This window comes from Pseudomonas monteilii (genome assembly GCA_001534745.1).
Classification (GTDB): domain Bacteria; phylum Pseudomonadota; class Gammaproteobacteria; order Pseudomonadales; family Pseudomonadaceae; genus Aquipseudomonas; species Aquipseudomonas alabamensis.
This window is the reverse complement of the sequence record CP013997.1, coordinates 2,017,200-2,037,197: the sequence shown is the minus strand read 5'-3', so window position 1 is coordinate 2,037,197 and position 19,998 is coordinate 2,017,200. Positions and strand designations below refer to the sequence as shown.

9 protein-coding genes and 1 pseudogene are annotated in these 19,998 nt (G+C 48.2%); 1 reads left to right on the top strand and 9 read right to left on the bottom strand.

The genetic code is table 11. From position 1 onward, the window contains the following. Nucleotides 1-2,319 precede the first annotated feature (2,319 nt). Nucleotides 2,320-2,529 carry a hypothetical protein gene (locus APT63_08870; GenBank protein AMA45732.1) on the bottom strand — a complete coding sequence of 70 codons (210 nt, stop codon included), beginning with the start codon at nucleotides 2,527-2,529 and terminating at the stop codon, nucleotides 2,320-2,322. Between the two features lie 1,675 nt (nucleotides 2,530-4,204). Between APT63_08870 and APT63_08865 the strand changes: the two genes are divergently transcribed. After that, a complete protein-coding gene (locus APT63_08865) occupies nucleotides 4,205-4,729 on the top strand; it encodes a hypothetical protein (GenBank protein ID AMA45731.1) in 525 nt (174 codons plus the stop codon). 1,286 nt (nucleotides 4,730-6,015) lie between these two features. Here APT63_08865 and APT63_08860 read toward each other — a convergent pair. The 8 genes and pseudogenes from APT63_08860 to APT63_08825 all read right to left on the bottom strand — a co-directional run bounded on the left by APT63_08860 (nucleotide 6,016) and on the right by APT63_08825 (nucleotide 18,499). Next, nucleotides 6,016-6,399, bottom strand: a complete 384-nt coding sequence (locus APT63_08860) for a hypothetical protein (GenBank protein ID AMA45730.1) — start codon at nucleotides 6,397-6,399, stop codon at nucleotides 6,016-6,018. Nucleotides 6,400-6,425: 26 nt separating this feature from the next. After that, nucleotides 6,426-6,899: a hypothetical protein gene (locus APT63_08855; protein ID AMA45729.1), complete on the bottom strand. Its 474-nt coding sequence runs from the start codon at nucleotides 6,897-6,899 to the stop codon at nucleotides 6,426-6,428. Between the two features lie 1,112 nt (nucleotides 6,900-8,011). Continuing rightward, nucleotides 8,012-8,200 (bottom strand): hypothetical protein, encoded by a 189-nt coding sequence (locus APT63_08850; GenBank protein AMA45728.1) that lies wholly within the window; start codon nucleotides 8,198-8,200, stop codon nucleotides 8,012-8,014. A gap of 3,047 nt (nucleotides 8,201-11,247) precedes the next feature. After that, complete coding sequence (locus tag APT63_08845; protein AMA45727.1) at nucleotides 11,248-11,853, bottom strand: hypothetical protein; 606 nt, start codon at nucleotides 11,851-11,853, stop codon at nucleotides 11,248-11,250. A gap of 1,527 nt (nucleotides 11,854-13,380) precedes the next feature. Further along, a complete protein-coding gene (locus APT63_08840) occupies nucleotides 13,381-14,061 on the bottom strand; it encodes a hypothetical protein (GenBank protein AMA45726.1) in 681 nt (226 codons plus the stop codon). A 507-nt stretch (nucleotides 14,062-14,568) separates the two neighbouring features. Continuing rightward, complete coding sequence (locus APT63_08835) at nucleotides 14,569-15,168, bottom strand: hypothetical protein (GenBank protein AMA47833.1); 600 nt, start codon at nucleotides 15,166-15,168, stop codon at nucleotides 14,569-14,571. 227 nt (nucleotides 15,169-15,395) lie between these two features. Next, nucleotides 15,396-17,751 (bottom strand): annotated as a pseudogene (locus APT63_08830) (type IV secretion protein Rhs). A 268-nt stretch (nucleotides 17,752-18,019) separates the two neighbouring features. Then, nucleotides 18,020-18,499 carry a hypothetical protein gene (locus APT63_08825; GenBank protein AMA45725.1) on the bottom strand — a complete coding sequence of 160 codons (480 nt, stop codon included), beginning with the start codon at nucleotides 18,497-18,499 and terminating at the stop codon, nucleotides 18,020-18,022. Between the last annotated feature and the right edge of the window lie 1,499 nt (nucleotides 18,500-19,998).

Here is a 19,998-nt window from a genome sequence, read left to right as displayed (position 1 = left end):
CTAATCCACCTGTAATTATATGTCGCTAATCAAACCGTTCAACCTTCTTGTTTATTGTTGAGGCATTGGAGGGATGTTGCAGAACTACTATAACGCCCCTGTCTTACGCGGGCGGGTTTTACATCCCCTCTCAATTACGAGATCGTAAAATGAGGCCTTTTTGCCCGTATCAGTCTTAGAGGCACCTTCAATCGCATGAACCCTTCCAGAATTGGAACTTTTCACTCATTGCCAGTTTGGCGCAAACCGATCGCTGAACAAATCTTAAACTCTTATCAAATTTCTCAACTTGCAAAATTTCTTTGCACGAAACTCAGAGTTCTGCAATAGCCTCTCTGATCATACTTACAAAAAACTCTTCGAAATTTTGATAAATTACATTTTTCTCGCCGGTTCGTTTAAAAGAAAGCTCAGTCTCTACTACAGCAGGCTCACCTGTGCTACCAATAATCGATGTGTCTATCGAATAAATTGGCCCATAGCCAGACGACTTTACTACGATCATTGAACTGTCAGCATCACCACGTGCGCGGGCGCCTTTCGTGACGAAAGCTACGCTCGGCACAGCTGTTGCATCCAACCCACCTTTAGTTATACCGTAGTAAGTATCCCCGCCGAACGACAGAGCCCCATACTTCCTCAGAAAAAGTTTATATGATTCAGGAAAGACTACATCTAAATATTTCTCAAAACCGCTTATTACACTATCGTCAGTCCCACCTGCCCAAGCGGGCTCGTCACTACTTGCATCAATTTCAGCCGCCAAGATATCTATGTAACTCATTTTTCGCTCCTAAAAATCTAACGCACGTGTTTCCCGCATTTTTTCCAGGTTTTGGACAGTCCGCGATTCATACTTGGCGGAGTACCGTTGTAAACCTTTTCACTCCATCACTTCCAACCCAGCTTTTATCCCATTAATTCGAATACATGTGCAGCACTCTATCATGCTTCGAGTGGAAGCTCTCTAGGCCTTGTATGAAAATTCGTTGCGCCTAAAAATACTGCCATGACGGTTGGAGGCCCGCATGGTAAGGCGTTACGCACTCTCTGATGCATCATGGGAACTGATAACGGATTTGGTTCTCTAGAGCAGCCGTCCTCGCAGTGAGGACCGTCAGGGCAGTGAGGACCGTCAGGTTCTGCACGGAATCCTGTGGATCCTATGCTCAGACGTTCACTGGCGCGACGGCGGCGCATGCGAGCGAGTACTGGAGCGTCTGCACATCCGGCTGAACCGGTAAAGACTGATCGACTTGGACACCTGAATGATCGCCTCCACCACAGTACGAGCAACCCGAGCCTTTTCAAGCGCCGGAAAAAAGGTTTTAAAGAACCGTCGGACCCTACCTTGGGACGCAGTCGAGGCGGTCTTCTCACCAAGATTTACATGGTGTGCGATGCTAATGGTGTGCCACTGCACTTCAGGCTTTCACCAGGACAATCCAGTGATATTTACCACGCTCAGCCCCTACTGGATGCTGTAAGAATTGCTGGCAAGCCAGGACGGCGGGTTAACGTAGTCGGTGGTTGTTGGATGGCAAGGGATACGATGCCGAACACCTGCGTCAGTACTGCAACCGTTACCAGATGCAGCTGGTATCCCATTGCGTGCCATGCCGCGCAAACCCCGATCTGCGTTATAAAGATCCTCAGGCAAACCACCCATTTTTATTTATCATAACAGTTCACAAAATCTAGATATTTTCTTTCAACCGCCTGAAAAGCTCTATTTCCGCCCATATCAAAAGCTTTCTTCAGCGATTCGTAGGCGAGCTCTTTTTCATTGGTTTCGATCAAGCAAACACCGAGAAGTATTAAACTATATGTATCTCGTGGAGGCTTTGTCTCTGCAGCCTTATGCGCCCACTCTTTAGCACTAATATAATCTTTTAACCCAAGGTGGGCATGGCAGTTGCATTTAGCTATCCAGTGATACAGCTCCCATTTGTTCTTGGGCTCTGGAAGCATCTCCAAAGCGGTGGCGTACACTTTCAGAGCAGATTCATATAATTTGGAGCTAGACAGCCTGTTTCCCGACTCGACATTCAAAACAATCTCATCATACAAACTTTCGTTTACGTCAGACAAATCTTTCATCACCACTCTCAATATTTAGAATTTTCATAGGGACCTATACAAAGATTTTTCTCATTTTAAAGCCGCCTTAGCTGAGCTTCGGCAGACCTAATGTAAGAGTAGCAGTGTCTCAAGATCTAGGCGTTCCTTAGCGCAGAGCTCGCCGGCAATCTGCGGCGGAGAAAAGCGTTTTCGCAGCAGATGAACCACCAGGCAAGCTGCTCGTTACCCGGCAATAGCTCACGTTGAGGTCGGCAAGGTTGGCGGCATTTGCTGCTGAGCTTGATTGGCCGAGTACCGGTCAAGTGCGTTGGCGTTACGGCGCAACTCGCTGCTGACGTTCGACAGACTTCGGTCGAGCACTCTGGCAATGGCCTTCTGGCTCAGCCCCTGCAACGGGCCGATCTGGATTATGGCGCGCCCTTCGATGCAGAGCTCCTGGTCGAACATGGGCATACACCGTACCGGATTGGCCGGGTGTGACACTCAGCTTTTGCCGCTGCCGCGCCTAAAACATCGCGCTAGCTGTAATTACAACCATTAAAAGTACCAGAGCAACTCAACCACTAAACCTAGAGATTTATTTTTTGAAAACCCATCATCTACACACCGGGATTTTTACTAACCACCACATAGAGGAATACAAGCCCCTCTTAAACCCTACAATCTAACTTAAAGAATCACGATAATCGATCAGCAATCGTAGAACACCAACCTCATGGTATTTTTTTGGATAATTTATTCGGCCTGGGAGGTTTCCAAGATACCAAAACCCCTTCAAGACCCAGCTCATTATTGACGAACTCTAAATTTTTTCCGCTTACAATCCAAACCCATAAATTTTCTGTCATTCTCTCCAGCGAACCGTGTGACGCTTCACTCAGAATCCATTCTCTTAAAAAAAGTTCGCCTACCTTTAGTTCTAAATGAGCGTCATTTATAATATTAACAGGGTATACCATTCTAAGCTTTTCGTTTCGATATCGCTCTAACCCTTGGAATCGACCTCCTGTCTCTCTATTAAAAAGACTTGGACTCTCAAAGTTATATAGTTTTACTAGGTTTTGACCGGCTGCATAATCCATAGCCTCAGACACATCGCCAGTATAGTAAAATGTCGCATAATCCATTGAACCGGACGTACAAAACTGGTCAATATAATCTATGAATTTCTCCTGGGTTAAGCATGATGAATATCCTTGCGCATCAATATGATAAAAGCCTCCGAAATCTTTTGCCGAGTACCCGAAAGACGCACCCCACAAATAACCATTTTTATTTTCATGAAAGATCCTAAATGATGTTGCATCACCGCTTCTAATCGCAGCTCTTAAATCATCTAAAGAAACCTCTATGAAATCAAGATCCTCCTCAGACCTGTCTTCTCGATACTTATAATACCCTGACGCCGTTATACTCACGCCTATTATTTCAAAAAACAAGACGCCTACTTCGAAAATATACTCAGGATTATTTCTTTCAATTCCGTATATCGCCATTCCACTTGTGTTATCCATAATCCTCCACCTCTGCCCATATACTCTCGATCAAATCGTCCAGCACAATTTTGTCTGGAAAGCATTATAAGGATGATGCATCACAATGACTTATCCTTGCTTAGAACTGGGCACGTCACTCACAGCAGCATCGTTCCTATTCGATAACAATCCCAGCTTTCCCCTATAATTGTAGAGGCAGGCGCAATTGCATAAACCCTTCCAGACTTATCAACGGGCATAATATTAAGACAGCAAGCAGTTACACCTTTGCCTTAGCAAAGCTTAGGAACTATCTACATGAATTTTCCACTCATTGCCAATTTATTAGCAATGACTTCAGCAAACTGGTCGTGCCGAGGTGCGCCAGCCTTCTACCCCATCCAAATACCTCTGTGCCATTGACCTCCCTCATGGGACAGGCAGACAGTCCAAAAGGGTCAACCCACGTTATAGGACTCGATGCATGCATGCTATCGCCGTTGCGGTTGACCACGGCGCTGAGCTAGCTGTGTTCGTCGTAGCGGTAATGGGTGAGCGTTTCGACCGACTGATTGTTCACCACGCGCTTGATGTCGGTCAGGCGCCTCAGAGGATGATCGTAGTGCAGGTGCACGTGAATACCGCCCGTGGCGCTGATTTTGGTCAACGTGCCATCGGACCGTGCGGGTGAAGTGCAGGAAGTTCCCCAGCGCATTTTCGATACGCTCGAGAGGGACATTGGTGTTGGTGTCCGGCACTTCACCGAAGTAGAAGAACAGGTTGTCCAGCGTCTGCAGGATGTAATGACCGCCCTCGGTACAGACCAGATACACCTGCTCATGCGGGTTGTAGATGCGCTCGCCTGGCTGCAGGGCCGCGAACGGCACTTCACGGCCCTGGTTGTCGGTGAGGTAGATGAACCTGTCCTGGCGACGCAGGCTCTGTTCCCAGGGCAAGACCCAGCCACGACCCAGCACGCTGTCGACGGTGAGGTCGCTGGCGTAGAAGCGGGTCCACTCGATCGGCATCAGCTTGGGCAGGCTGAAGTCGAGCTCGTCGGGGATGACCTTGCGGCCCGTGGTGAGGTCCACGGGGTTGCCGATAGCGCGTTGTGCCACCGGTTCGACCACATAGCGGCTGGCGACCTCACCGCGCCACGAAGCCTGCGGTGAATTCCAGTGCGCAGGGCATGACGGCCTGCATACCTGCCTTGATCAATTGGGCGGTACCACCGGCCGCGCCTGAGACGCATCAGGATATCCATCTCTTTTCTTACAGAGCCCAGTCACTGGAGCTGGCCAACTTGAAGTAGATACGCTTTTCAACACTGAATTCATGACAAGGCACTGGCTTACCGCATCGGGTTATTCAGATGCAGCACTCGATATTTCTGCCGCCTTTATAAAATCAGAAAGCAAAGGAATATCATAGGATTTATTTTTAATTATTCTTTTAGAGTTGATGGATTTTTTAATTTGCTTACTATAGTCGTAAGAGCCGCCCAAGCTTGCCGCGCAGCTTATGAATACTGCGGGGTATGCATAGTTATCGGGAGATAATAGTACCTCCTCAACTGTTTGCTCCGTAGGCGTAATGCATGAAAAAATCTTTGGGATGTAAATTTTTTCTAACACTGACTTTATATGTTCGCATACGCCCCCTGCTTTTTCGGGCGACGGTGTCTCTATAGCACCCATCATGTTTCCGCTAAAAATCCTACCTTGCTCGCCCGAGGTTATGAAAGAAAAACAAGCGTCCTGAAAAAGATTGCTCTTGTATGGAGGAGTGTAGTTAAGCATGCATTCATAGAGATCGCCTCCATACACTCGCCCTCCTAGTATGTATGCATCGGAGCGCTGAATGTGAGTAAAATAAAGCTCGGCCACATATTTTTGTTTATACTTGAATTTTAGCTTATTTTTCGTCGCAACTACGCCATTAAGCCTCGATGAAATAAGCTTCAATTCTTTAAGCAACTCAATTTCAAAATGCAGCCTATTGTCAGCAGTCATACGCCACCTATATTTAAGTACATGAAAGGTAGCTTCTTGTACAGTGCCTTTGCCGCTTAGCTCTTTGTCCAGGATACTACTCGTATCCGCCTTAAGCTTGGCGCTACTCGCGGGCGATGGCTTTATTGTACCCCTACCCAAATGTTCCGTTGTGTTTGCCGGATTGCTCATATCGAAAACACCAGCAGCCTTTTGGTTTTTAGTAAGTGCTCCTGTACGATGCTCAATTTCAAACACATGTAGCCCCCTTGCTTGTCACATGCTACAAAGTCTGCTCATATCCGACTTCCATTTACCTTCATAGTCAGTTCTTCAGCGACAACAGTGTAGCCATTTTGCTCAAGATCGTACTCAGCTTCATTATTTCCCTTCCTGCCACTTGCAGCGCTTTTACACCATCCAAGTGGATCAATCCATGTAAGCGGGTTAGATACTACTAATATAAATTATACCCATCCTCTAGACCTACAGGATTCTGAGATATAAATCTTCCGGCACTCCGTCAACTCCAGCGGCGTCCCAATCTGACCCGTATGGAAGTAATAGCCCTCATGCCCTTCCCCTTCCATCTGATCGATCCGCGCTAACGGCGCATAGTTTCCTGGCTCGTATAGGTACACGATGTTCCCCCCAGGCGTTTCCTCGCGCAGCATTCGCAACCCTTGCCAAAGGAAGCGTTTTTGCTCCTCCACACCTCCGATTTCAGCGCGCTTGGCCACCCGCCGCCCAAGGCTGTCGTAGCGGTACTCACCCTTGCTTTCCAACCTAGCACTCTGGAACGCCTCCGCCCGCACCAGCCGGTTCTCGCAGTCGTAGCTGAAATACTGCACATTACTCGGCCCTGAACGCTTTTCGATCAGGTTGCCCCACGGATCGTACCGATACTCCTGATCCCGTCACTGCCGAATCCGCTGTCCTTGACCTTGTCAAACTGCCGCGCATTGAAGTCCAGCTGGTTGGCTGCCGGGTCATAGCGGAAGCTCTCGCGGGTTGTGATCGAGCCGGTGTTGCGGCTACGCGACTGGCCATTGGCTTCGTATTCGTACATGATCTCACCGCGCAGCTTGTCCAGCGTACGCACCAGTTTACCCGCCGGATCGTACTCGTAACGGCGGTGGATCGAGTTATACGCATGCTCCGCATACAGCGCCGGCTGAATCCCCACGTTATGCACCTGCGACAGCTTGTCGGCAGGTAGCGTCGAAGCGTACTGCCAGGCTTTGCGGCCCATAGCATCGTAACCGAAGCAGCTGGTGAGCTTGCCTTGGGTGCGATACACCTCGCGGTGCAGATCATCGCGCTCCATGTCGCTGATGACCTGGCCATCCACGTTCAGCTGGCGCAGGTGACCACTGCCGCAACACAGACGATCAAAAAATTTAACCCGCCTCAAATAGGGTCAAACCTAGTCACACCTTTAGCAAAAGAACTAGGGAAGCTGGTAGGTTTGATTGTTCCAGCTAAAAGGCCTGCAAGCGCAGAAACTAAGCCCGTCTTAAGATACTCCACCTCAGGAGATCTAGCCGCAACTATAGCAACTCTCCAGAAATCACTATCTTCTCCTGACTTTGCAGCCCAAAACATATAATCACCGTTATCCGTGACACCTATAGGGATCAAGCCACCCGACCTAGAAAAAACTGGATACGTATAATAATCTGGATCTGACTGATTCAGCTCATCGAGATCACCCAAAATTAGTTTAAATTGCTCGAAGAAATTTACGTCTTGCTCATTGCTAAACGGATTAAATACAACAATGAAGTCGGCGATCCTCCCAGAACCGTAAGCATTAATAAACCCCATGTAATCCGAAGGAAATGGTAGTCCAGATTTTATTTCTGGCCATGCCTTTCCTGCATCTGAGTCTATTGGCTTCTGGGGTGGAGCCATTATTGAAAGCAATTCTTTAAATGCCATATCTACATCCCTGAAGGATTGAGCACTGTTTAGTTTTCAAGCAAGCCACCTGAGCCTTCTGCTCTGCCTATAGGTCAACCTAAGCCTTCTAGCTCACCGTATTTAACCCCGCACGGTGTTAGACCAATCGGATCGGACCATACGAACGGGTTAGGCGTATATCTATTAAGATTATATCCGCCGAAGATGCTTATAGGAGTTTGCGTAATAAATCGAGCCACTTCCAGATCGTAATACCGGAACGTATTATAATGCAACTCTGTGTCTTTATCGAAATACTAGCCCTGAAAGCGAAGATTTTGCTCAAATTTATTCGCTAACAACCGCTCTACTTTGCCCTATACCCTGTACATTGCTTGCCAAACAATTTCACCTTTGCTATCAGTCAACTCCATCGGCGTCCCGATCTGATCCGTATGGAAGTAAAAACCTCCTGCTCTTCCCCTTCCACCTGATTGATCCGCGCTAACGGCGCATAGCTCCCTGCTCCTACAAATACACGATGCTCTGCCCAGGCGTTTCCTATCGCAGCATCCGCAACCCTTGCCAGAGAAAGCGCTTCTGCTCGACCACACCCTCGATTTCAGCGCGCTTGGCCACCCGCCGCCCAAGGCTGTCGTAGCGGTACTCACCCTTGCTCTTCAGCCGACCCTTCTGGAACGTCTCCGCCCGCACCAGCCGGTTCTCGCAGTCGTAGCTGAAGTACTGCACTTTATCGGCCCCGAACGTTTCTTGATCAGGTTGCTCTACGGATCGTACCGATACTCCTGATCCCGTCGCTGCCGAATCCGGCTGTCCTTGACCTTGTCGAACTGCCGCGTATTAAAGTCCAGCTGGTTGGCTGCCGGGTCGTAGCGTAAGCTCTCGCTGGTGGTGATCAAGCCGGTATTGCGACTACGCAACTGGTCATTGGCTTTGTACTCGTACGTGATCTCACCATGCAGCTTGTCTAACGAGCTTACTAGTTCACCGGCTGGTCCGAATTTATCAAAAAACTTAAGGCCCTACATTTAATATAAAATAAATTTACCTACCAAGCGGGTTTCGAAAGCACAATTTTGACTCAACGCTTTCAAGATCAGCTGTTAGCAAAGGCTGACCCACAACAAAATCATCATTGCGATACGCAGTCACCACTGCCAAGTTTGGCCCTATGCCAACCCCTGGAATATAAAATCCTGTTGCATGTATATCGACTTGCACTGAGTCAACATTTCCGGGCAAAGAGATCCTAGGGAAATCCAGATCTAAGCAGTCCGGCCAAGTTTCTAAAAAATCACCAGGCACAAGGCTCGGATTTTCGATTTCAGATATAAACTTGTAAACTCCAGTAAATTGCGGTCGACTCAAACTCGGAGCTTTCATAATATGACCACTTGAGTCCAAGTCGTAAAAGTAGTATGTCCAGGGCGTCACCCCCCAAACTAAAATTAGCAATCCCCTATCAAATAGCTCATTCGCAATTTCTGTTTCACAGAAGGCATCTTTCAGATTTATATTACCTTCGCCAAGTCTAGACACCACATACTCATTCATCCTCTTCAGATCTGCTATAAAAAAACCAAGCTCACCATAAGTTTCATATATCGGATGTCTTTTAGCCGCCCGCTGCATAACAGTATTGTCAGTACGTCCTATCCTGAATATAACTCGAAGTACCTCTGAGTAGTGTAGAATTGGTTTGATGTGCTCAGGCACACCACCTTGCGCTTTTAGCGGTACCTCCAAGTACACCTCAACACTTAACAAGTAAGTGCCGCACGACAAATCACCAGCGCTCACCAAAAACTTTTCTTTTGCAAATTCTATTTCTACAGGCCCAGCCTCTGAAATATTGAGCCTCATTTCTTGTTCTGATATTTTTCGGCTACCTATCGCTGAGCCATATAGTGGCCCTTCCTCCATCACACTACAGCTGACAAGCGTTTTTCTTTGCAAGCTCTTGAATTCCGCAAAGTTAAAACTCGACATCGGTATATTCAATCCAGCAATATTAATTGCACCGCTAGTTAGCAACCTTGAGTCATTGACAGTTACATAGCACACTTTACTTGATTTCATTAGCTACACCCAGGCATCGCTGCCCCTTTTGATCTTGCCCATTGCTTAGTTAACTCCCACCCTTGCGAGGGCGAGACATTTGATGCAATTATTTTACCAGGCATACCATTCTCGGTAATTTTCAGATCCCCTCGATAATTTACTAGCTCTGGGTTATTATAGTGCGCCTCAAGTTAGCGCAACCAGCTTTCTTCGGTCAAGCCTGCTGCTTTAAATCGCCTTATAGTAACCGCTGGCTTAGTACTTGCCAGCTTTGCGGAAGAGCATCGAAAGGATTTTCTTATAAGGCAGGCAGAAGAACTCACCACAGCGGCTCAGGACGCCAGTGCCTTACATCTACAACACTACCTCCTTGAGTAATAATTATTTCTATTATATATAATGGCTCAACCCTTTACTAACCAGGCCTTTTAATGCCAGGAAACAAAAACTCTTTGGAAGAGTCCCAATTAACGCCAGTCTTCCTATACGTATTGATCCTTGAAATTATTTTGTCAGGATCTCCTACCATGCCGCAAAGATCATATCGATAAATTGTCTCCAAATCATCATCTGGCGAGAGGGAATCATTTATTATTTCCGCACCGATATTTGAATGATTCTTCGATAAACATATCAGTCTAGCACCTGTATTCCCTGGAATACCAAATACAGCAGACAACATATATTTTTCAACCGGCCTTCTATTAGGCTTAACAGACCCATCATCAATCAATCTCGAAAAAATCTTTTTAGTATTTTTAATCGATACAAATATCGTAAATAACAATTCAACGCCATTGAGATCTATTCCCTCCCACTCATCTCCTTCTGCAAATATGTTAAATACCTCCAACAGATAATTTTCCCGCATTTGAGAAATTGCGTAGATTCCTTTCTCAATTTCAAAGCTAAGAATCAATCCCTCTTGCCATTTTAACGACTTTAACATGACACACTCCCTTTAACCTTCGCCCCAGATTTCTTCATTCCAGTTTCAGCCCTATGCTTATCAGCAGCTACACGATAGCGATCTCTGTTTGAGGTTTCAACGCCAGCAGGGTTTTGCCTGTTAGAGGTCCTTTTTAAACCATCTCTATCTTCAAACACTCTTTACTCAAGCCCTCTTGCAATATCTTTCCCTGCCTGGCCATCTTCAACAAAAAATGGTTCAGGTGGCACATTAAACATTCTGGTATTCGAGTATCTATAATCCAACACATCTTGGGCAGGATGATCCAAACCTGGCTTGCTTGCATAGCCTATTTAAGGCTTACCTTCTTTGACGCCCTCATATGCACTATGTGTAGCATTAGCTGGATTGCCAGTCCAACCTAATGAATCTAACCATCCGATTGGGTTAGTGGCGTATTGGCAAAAACTTATACCCCCGAGCAGTCTAATCGGATCTTGGGATATGAACCTTCCGACCTCAGGATCGTAAGCCCTGAACGTATTGTAGTTCAGGCTTATTTATAAATCAGCGTACTACCCTGGTAGGCGTAAATTCTGCTCAACACCATCCTTGATTGATGTCTCTATATTCCCCATGAACAGTACGACACTTGCCAAATAATTTCCCCTTGACTATCCGTCAACTCCAGCGGAGTTCCGATCTGATCCGTATGGAAGTAATAGACCTCCTGCCCTTCCCCTTCTACTTGATCGATCCGCGTTAACGGCGCATAGCTGCCCGGCTCGTACAGATACACGATGTTCTACCCAGGCGTTTCCTCGCGCAGCATCCGCAACCCTTGCCACAGGAAGCGCTTCTGTTCGACCACACCCTCAATTTCAGCGCGCTTGGCCACCCGCCGTCCAAGGCTGTCGTAGCGGTACTCACCCTTGCTCTCCAACCGACCACTGCGGAACGTCTCCGCCCGCACCAGCCGGTTCTCGCAGTCATAGCTGAAGTACTGCACCTTGCTCGGCCCCGAGCGCTTCTCGATCAGGTTGCCCCACGGATCGTACCGATACTCCTGATCCCGCCACTGCCGAATCCGGTTGTCCTTGACCTTGTCGAACTGCCGCGCATTGAAGTCCAGCTGGTTGGCTGCCGGGTCGTAGCGGAAGCTCTCACTGGTGGTGATTGAACCGGTGTTGCGGCTACGCAACTGGCCGTTGGCTTCGTACTCGTACGTGATCTCACCGCGCAGCTTGTCTAGTGTGCGCACCAGCTCACCCGCCGGATCGTACTCGTAACGTCGATGGATCGGGTTGTAGGCATGCTCCACATACAGCGCCGTCTGGATCCCCGCGTTGTGCATCTGCGACGGCTTGTCGGCAGGCAGTGTCGGGGCGTACTGCCAGGCCTTGCGGCCCATGGCGTCGTAGCCACCCGCCGTCCAGGACTGTCGTAGCGGTACTCACCCCTTGCTCTCCAACCGACCACTTTGGGACATCTCCGCTTGCACTAGCCGGTTGTCGCAGTTGTAGCTGAAGTATTGCACCTTGCTAGGCTCCGAGCGCTTCTCGATCATGTTGCCTCACGGATCGTACCGGTACTTCTGGATGCGGTTGTCTTTAACGTTATCAAATATACGAACTGTTCGAACACACGTAAGTACTCGCCGCAGTCAAGGAAATGACTGCTCGCAGCAAGATTTGGAATATTAAATCCCTTCAAGCCCCGAAACAAATTCAACACCCTTTACAGAAGCGCCTGTAAAAATCTGAGCAAGCTTTTCTGAAAAAATGACACTTCCTCTATTTTCGGAAGCCCTGAAAATATGCGCGCTCGATAGCTTGTCTTGCAGAGCTATTTTTTTAAACCTTTTGGGCCCGTCCGGCATAGATTTAATTAGAGGGACATATACACAGCTATCTAAATCAAACGCTTCTTCCGACTTCAATATATTCAAAATAGCATAGTCCGTAAGGCTTTCGTCGTTAACATTGACTATAACGGGGAAAAGCTGAATTTCGTCAGGACAATTGTCGCGAAGAATCTTAGAGACCCTCTCACTTACCAAGATAGGGCCATCACTGTAAAGAAAATCGAATTTTTTAAAATTAGCTAAACTAACCTTGCTTTTTACACTAAAGACTATTGGCCTATCAAAGGCCTCCAATTTTTTTGCTAAAAAAAATTCCAGATGACTCGGATTTTTTTCATGATCATACTTAAGCCAATATTTTTCAGGGTACTCATCATTGGGGATCATAATTTTCATTTAACAAGTTCCTCTCACTGAATTTTTATTTAGCTTTATTTGGCCGCGACGTAACCCTTGACGATTTTCGGCGATGAGATCATTTACTGCTGAACGATACTGATCTTTCGTCCACCCGTGCTCCAATCCTCTTAGTTCAATTTCCCTTAATCTTTCTACAACCTGCTCATTATATGCAGGGTGAGAACCTCTGTGGACAGTTCTCACCGGGTGATTTTCAGCATATTTAGGTAAATAAATTATGTTTTTCGACTCATGAATATTCATGCCTGCGGCTTTTAAAACCGGATGATCATGCAGCTGTTGTGGAATGATACGATGCTTCTGGAAACCTGAAATGCCAGGTATAGTATTATAAGTTGCCAGACCGGTTGGATCCAACCAACCCAACGGGTTAGCAGCATACTGATAGAGATTAAAACCACCCCCTAATCCGATTGGATCCTGAGTGACAAATCGCCCGCTCTCAGCATCATAGTATCTAAATGTATTATAGTGTAATGCGGTTTCACTATCACTGTACTGACCTTGGAACCGCAAGCTTTGCTGAATTTTTTCGATGTGGACGTGCTCAACTATACCCCACGAACAGTACGTAACCTGCCAAACAACTTCCCCTTTACTATCCGTTAACTCCAGCGGCGTCCCAATCTGGTCCGTATGGAAGTAATAGACCTCCTATCCTTCTCCTTCCTCCTGATCGATCCGGGCTAACGGCGCATAGCTCCCTGGCTCGTACAGGTACACGATGTTCTGTCCAGGCGTCCCCTCGCGCAGCATCCGCAACCCTTGCCAAAGGAAGCGCTTCTGCTCGACAACACCCTCGATTTCAGCCCGCTTGGCCACCCGCCGTCCAAGGCTGTCGTAGCGGTACTCACCCTTGCTCTCCAACCGACCACTCTGGAACGTCTCCGCCCGCACCAGCCGGTTTTCGCAGTCATAGCTGAAGTACTGCACCTTGCTCGGCCCCGAGCGCTTTTCGATCAGGTTGCCCCAGGGGTCGTACCGATACTCCTGGTCTCGCCACTGCCGAATCCGGTTGTCCTTGACCTTGTCGAGCTGCCGCGCATTGAAGTCCAACTGGTTGGCTGCCGGGTCGTAGCGGAAGCTCTCGCTGGTGGTGATCGAGCCGGTATTGCGGCTACTCAACTGGTCGTTGGCTTCGTACTCGTACGTGATCTCACCACGCAGCTTGTCTAGTGTGCGCACCAGCTCACCTTCCGGATCGTACTCGTAACGCCGATGGATTGGGTTGTACGCATGCTCCACATACAGCGCCGTCTGGATCCCCGCGTTGTGCACCTGCGAGAGCTTGTCGGCAGGCAGCGTCGAAGCGTACTGCCAGGCCTTGCGGCCCATGGCGTCATAGCCGAAGCAACTGGTGAGCTTGCCCTGGGTTCTAATAGACCTCGCGGTGCAGATCATCCCGCTTCATGTCACTGATGACCTGGCCGTCCACGTTCAGCTGATGCAGGTGACCGCTGCCGTAGTACAAGTGATTGATCTAGCGTCCATCGGGCAGGGGCGGCGTGGTCAAGTTGCTCAGAGGGTGGTACTCATAACTCAGCGTGCTATCGGGCGTGTGTGTGATGCCAATGGCGTGCTACCGTATTTCAGGCTTTCACCAGGTTAAACCTGTGATATCTCTCTCGCCCAGCCGCTGCTGGATGCTTTAAGAATTGCTGGCAAGCTGGACTAATGCGTGAGCGTAGCCGATGGTTGCTGGCTGACAAAGGATACAATGCCGAATATCTGCAGTCAGTACTGCGGCTGTTACCAGATGCAGCCGACAATCCCATTACGTGCCATGCCGCGCAAACCTAGACCAAGCGTGCCTCAGATTTTTGACCAGTTAAAATTAGCCAGCTACCAATCCCCCCACGGATCAAAAACAAATTTTTCGTCAATTTTTTCGAATTTTAGTCCGACTAGCTTTTCAGCAAAATAGTTTTCTTTGAAATCTGAAGAACATACTACTTGCTTAAGCTCCTCGCAGAAGAGCAAATCCTTGTGAATATCTTCCTTAACAACGAATCTATCAATCTTATCGTAGACGGGCAGCACGCTCAATCTTTCCGAGTCAGGTCGTAAAAGCCTTTTATCCGTCAACACGAACTTTGACTTCTCAACATCCAACAACGAACCTCTGCTTAGAACGTAAAAAAATCTGAAATTTTCAAGTTTTTCCCCGGAGCTTAATTCTACTTCTAACGGCACGTCAATATATTCACATTCGAGCCTGGAGCATAAACTTACAAACTTTGATGAAACAATATACTTCTCCAATACAGCATCAATTTCAAATTTTTCCAGATTTAACTCAAGCGCATAAGAAGATTCAAAGGAACTTTTCTCAGGGTTCTCCCTGGTTTGGTTAAGCTCAGGAAGCTTTGGATACCACTCCGCCTCAAAAAAACGCGGAATGCCCGCGACATTTTCGTAGCTAACTACATAATATTCCTTCAACGCCATTACAGCAACCTCCCAGATATTGAATCTACTTCAAACAGCCCTTTCTCGAGACCAGATCTTGCCCAATCCTGTATGTTCTTGATACCCAGAATCAACTGAGTGTCAGTCAAGTCATTTGCCATATTATTGAGTGCCATTAATTTCCCATCAACTCTATTAGTATATACATCGTGGTTCGTCCAGTGCCCAGGCAAATTGATGTAACTGACATTATCTTTATCGGGAAGAAATATTCCGTTTGAAGGGCCGTCCCCATTAAAGCCGAAACTTTTAAGGCGCTTGAACATTGCCCCATATACAGGATCTTTCATTAGCTTCTCAGGAATCAGGTGATGGTTAGCCATCCCATCCCCGGGCCTATGACCCATATTTATTCCCAGCTTTGTTGAGCACCACCCTAAGGGATCTATGTTTTGAACAGGGTTCGAGCCATAGAAATAGATATTTATTCCGCCAGCCAACCCTATCGGGTCTTGTGTTGAATATCTCCCAACTTCTGGATCGTAGAATCTAAAAGTATTGTAGTGCAGCTTTGTTTCTTCATCGAAGTATTGACCCTGGAACCTCAGGCTTTGCTCAACCTCATCAGCTATTAGATTCTCTATAGAGCCCCAAGAGCGATAGATCGCCTGCCAGACTGTTTTGCCACTACTATCAGTCAATTCTAGCGGCGTCCCAATCTGATCCGTATGGAAGTAATAGACCTCCTGCTCTTCCCCTTCTACCTGATCGATCCGCGCTAACGGCGCATAGCTCCCTGGCTCGTACACGTACACGATGTTCTGCCCAGGGGTCTCCTCACGCAGCATTCTCAGCCCTTGCCAAAGGAAGCGCTTCTGCTCGACCACACCCTCGATTTCAGCCCGCTTGGCCACCCGCCGTCCAAGGCTGTCGTAACGGTACTCACCCTTGCTCTCCAACCGCCCACTCTGGAACGTCTCCGCCCGCACCAGCCGGTTCTCGCAGTCGTAACTGAAGTACTGCACCTTGCTGGGCCCCGAACGCTTTTCGATCAGATTGCCCCATGGATCGTACCGATACTCCTGGTCCCGCCATTGCCGGATCCGGTTGTCCTTGACCTTGTCGAACTGCCGCGCATTGAAGTCCTGCTGGTTGGCTGCCGGGTCGTAGCGGAAGCTCTCACTGGTGGTGATTGAACTGGTATTGCGACTACGCAACTGGCCATTGGCTTCGTACTCGTACGTGATCTCACCGCGCAGCTTGTCCAGCGTGCGCACCAGTTCACCCGCCGGGTCATACTGGTAACGGCGGTGAATTGGGTTATACGCATGCTCTACATACAGCGCCGTCTGGATCCCGGCGTTATGCACCTGTGACAGCTTGTCGGCAGGCAGAGTCGAAGCGTACTGCCACGCCTTGCGGCTCATGGCGTCGTAACCAAAGCAGCTGGTGAGCTTGCCTTGGGTGCGATACACCTCGCGGTGCAGGTCATCACGTTCCATGTCGCTGATGACTTGGCCGTCCACGTTCAACTGGTGCAGGTGGCCACTGCCGTAATACAGGTGATTGATCTTGCGGCCATCGGGCAAGGTCAGCGTGCTCAAGTTGCTAAGCGGGTCGTACTCATAACCCAGCGTGCCATCGGGCGTGATTTCTTGCGTCAGTCGGCCCAGCACGTCGTAGGCGTACTCGAGCTTCTCTGCGGTGATCCCTAGCCGCTTGCCTGTATCGGTCGGGTGCCGCTCAATACTCAACAACCGATCGACATCATCGTAGGCGTATGTCTGTTTGGCGTCGCCGTTGAGCTTGGCGATCAACCGACCGATCTTGTCGCGCTCGAACAGTATCTGGCGCTCAGGGCGCTCCCCTCGTTCACCGTAGCCAATCTCATCCAGGCGGGTGAGATGACCGGCGATGTCGTAGCTGAAGCGCCGAGTCAGGTTATCGACCCGCACTTCTTCAGTCAGGCGGTCCGAGGCATCGTAGGCAAAGCTATAGGTGGCATTGTTCTCGTTAACCAACGCCGTCAGGCGAATGGCCTTGTCGTACTCGTAGCGAACTCGTTGACCCTTGGCATCCTGCCGACTACTCGGCAAGCCACGCCCTGTGCGCATCAGCTGGACGGTCTGACCCTTGCCATCGGTATGGCTCAGGACCTGGCCATGGACGTTGTAGGTAAAGCGCTCCGTCGTACCGTCCGGGTGGGTGATGCGCACGACCTCACCATCGGGCTTACGCTCCAGCGTCGTGGTCTGGTTCAGCGCATCGGTCACCGCCACCAGATGCTGGCGTTCGTCATAGCGATACCAGGTGCTCTTGCCCGAACAGTCCTGAAAACGCTCGACCTGAGCGCGTGTGTTCCACCACAGGTACTTGGACTTGTACGTCGCATCGATGATGGTATGCGGCAGGCCGTCCTCGCCGTTGAGGTATTCGGTCTTGTGGGCGAGGGCATCTGTTTCAGCGATTCGATTATCCTTCTCGTCATAGTGGGCTTTCCAGACGCTGCCGTTAGGATACTGACCCTATTTTTGACCAGTGAGGCGAGATGGTAATGCTAATAGAGGATTGTGCACTTTAGAGGCTCGGCCTATTGATCAGTCGCGAGTACTGATCAATAGACGAAGATGCCTACATTAGCGTTAGCATTAGGCAGGATGGGTCCTGTCATGTTGCCATTCGTATCCAGTTCGATCTAGTAGCGATCGCAGCCTCGGCTACTAGAGAAACTTGAAGAGAGATGACTGAGGTTTGGTGTCAGTCATCTACCTAGCAGATTGTAAAAGAGCGGTTGGCGCAGGCGCCGTGGCTACAGAGATTCTACAGTCACTTTTTCGGTAGTCCCCGCAAAGGCTTGTTATTAGAATGAACACAAAGTCCACGCTCAAACGACGCCTTGCACCAGCCGCCGACTCTTTACGCCGCCCCACGGATCGTCAATCAAAAACTCCGCATCGACCTCAGTCACTGAAGGGACAAAAGTTAATTTATAAAAAACCTCATCCCCCTCACAGACCTCGAAGTACAAGGAATACTGTCGCTGTTCCAAACTCAAGGTAATTTTGGCTTTTTCGGTAGCTGAGGCGAGTTCAACATGTTCTAAATTTGTTATCTTGAAAGGGACAACAATACAGCGCTGGGACAACTCATCCAGTGAAAAGCTTTCGAGAAGATACAGTTTCACATTAGCGCCAAACGCATCATCCGGGAGCGGATCAAATACTACGTAGTCGCTATGTAAAACTGCACCTTGCTCAAGATTTTTTTGCCCCCACTGACTAGCCGACTCGTCATAGGGGCGAGAGCGCACCTGAATTTGGCTATGAGATATGAGCAAATCAAATTTTTGACTCGAGACAACCATTAATACACCTCCACTTTGATCTTGGTACCGTTTGACAAATCAAACAATATGTTGACTATGCTAGACCCTGCACCTCGATTATCGCTAGGATCAATGTGTCTTATCTCGAAGAGACACTAACGTCGTCCAAGAGCGGCTGAGCATAAACGATGTCGCTGGCCTGACCACCGAAGAGCAGGAAGCCTAACGGTACGCTTTGGGCATCACGCAGCATATGGATCTTGGTGGTCAGTCCGCTACGACTGCGGCCTAGAGCGTGACCGGCGGGCTCTTCAGGCCCCTTTTTTCCTGGCCTTTGAAGAGGCTCGGGTAGCACGTACACCGGTCAAATCGATCATCCAGACCTGTAAGTCTATGAGGCCGTGATCCTTGAGTTTCAAATGCAATCGTCTGTATCTGGTCGAAAGTGCCTCGATTTCGCCACGTCCGATACCGTTGATACACCGTGGACCAGACACCGAGTCGCTCAAGCATGGCCGGCTTCGATTGCGCTTTTTAACGAACACGTCAGCCACCATGGCCCAGGCTTTGTCTGAGAGTTCATAACGCTTTACCATCACACAGAATCCATTGCTGCAGACGGCCGAAAACTCTACAAAACCTTAGCTCATCAGGAAGCCGGATTAGGTTTCTAAAATTTATATAGCCCTAGCGGCCTGCAGATTAGCAACCAAATTTCCTTTCGGATTTTCTTTCAAATATAGAGAACCCCACCTCTCTTGGCATTAAGCCTGAGTTGCAATCACATCCTAAAACACTTAAATTTTCGATACGAACCTTATACCTTTTACCGAGGTTTCCTCAAGCGCTTGTGCAAGTCGATCCGATAAAATAATGCTAGACCTTTTTTCCAAAGCTCTAAAAATATCGGACGAAGGCTCCCTGTCTAAAAGAGCTATTTTTTCAAATCTCTTTGGAGCATCATCATCTTCCCCCAGAGGAAAATAGACACATTTTTCTAAATCGAGGGCATGCTCTGACTTTAGCACGTTTAAAGCGTAATAATTTGAAAGAATCACGCCACTTACATTCACTATAGCGGGCAACAACTGAATGTCATTAGGACAAATCTCATTGAGTACCCTAACGATCTTTTCACTGACCACATCAGCGCCATCACTATAAAGAAAATCGTATTTACTAATAGCTGCTACACTGACTTTATTTTTAAGAGAAAATAAAATAGTCTTGTCTTTTGTATCAATTTTTTTCCCTAGTAAAAACTCAACATGTCGCGGATTGACTTCATGATTATATTTAAGCCAGTATTTTTCGGGGTACTTATCATCGGGAACTTTTAGCTTCATTTAACAGGTGCTCCTTATCGAATTTTTGTTTAAAACTACTCTTCCTCGCCTCAACCCTTGACGATTCTGACTTACAAGCTTATTAACCGCATTACGATATTGCTCTTTTCCCCATCCACTCTCTATGCCTTTTAACTCAATTTCATCTAAACCTTCCCGGACCATTGCATTGTATTCTGGATGGGATCCTCT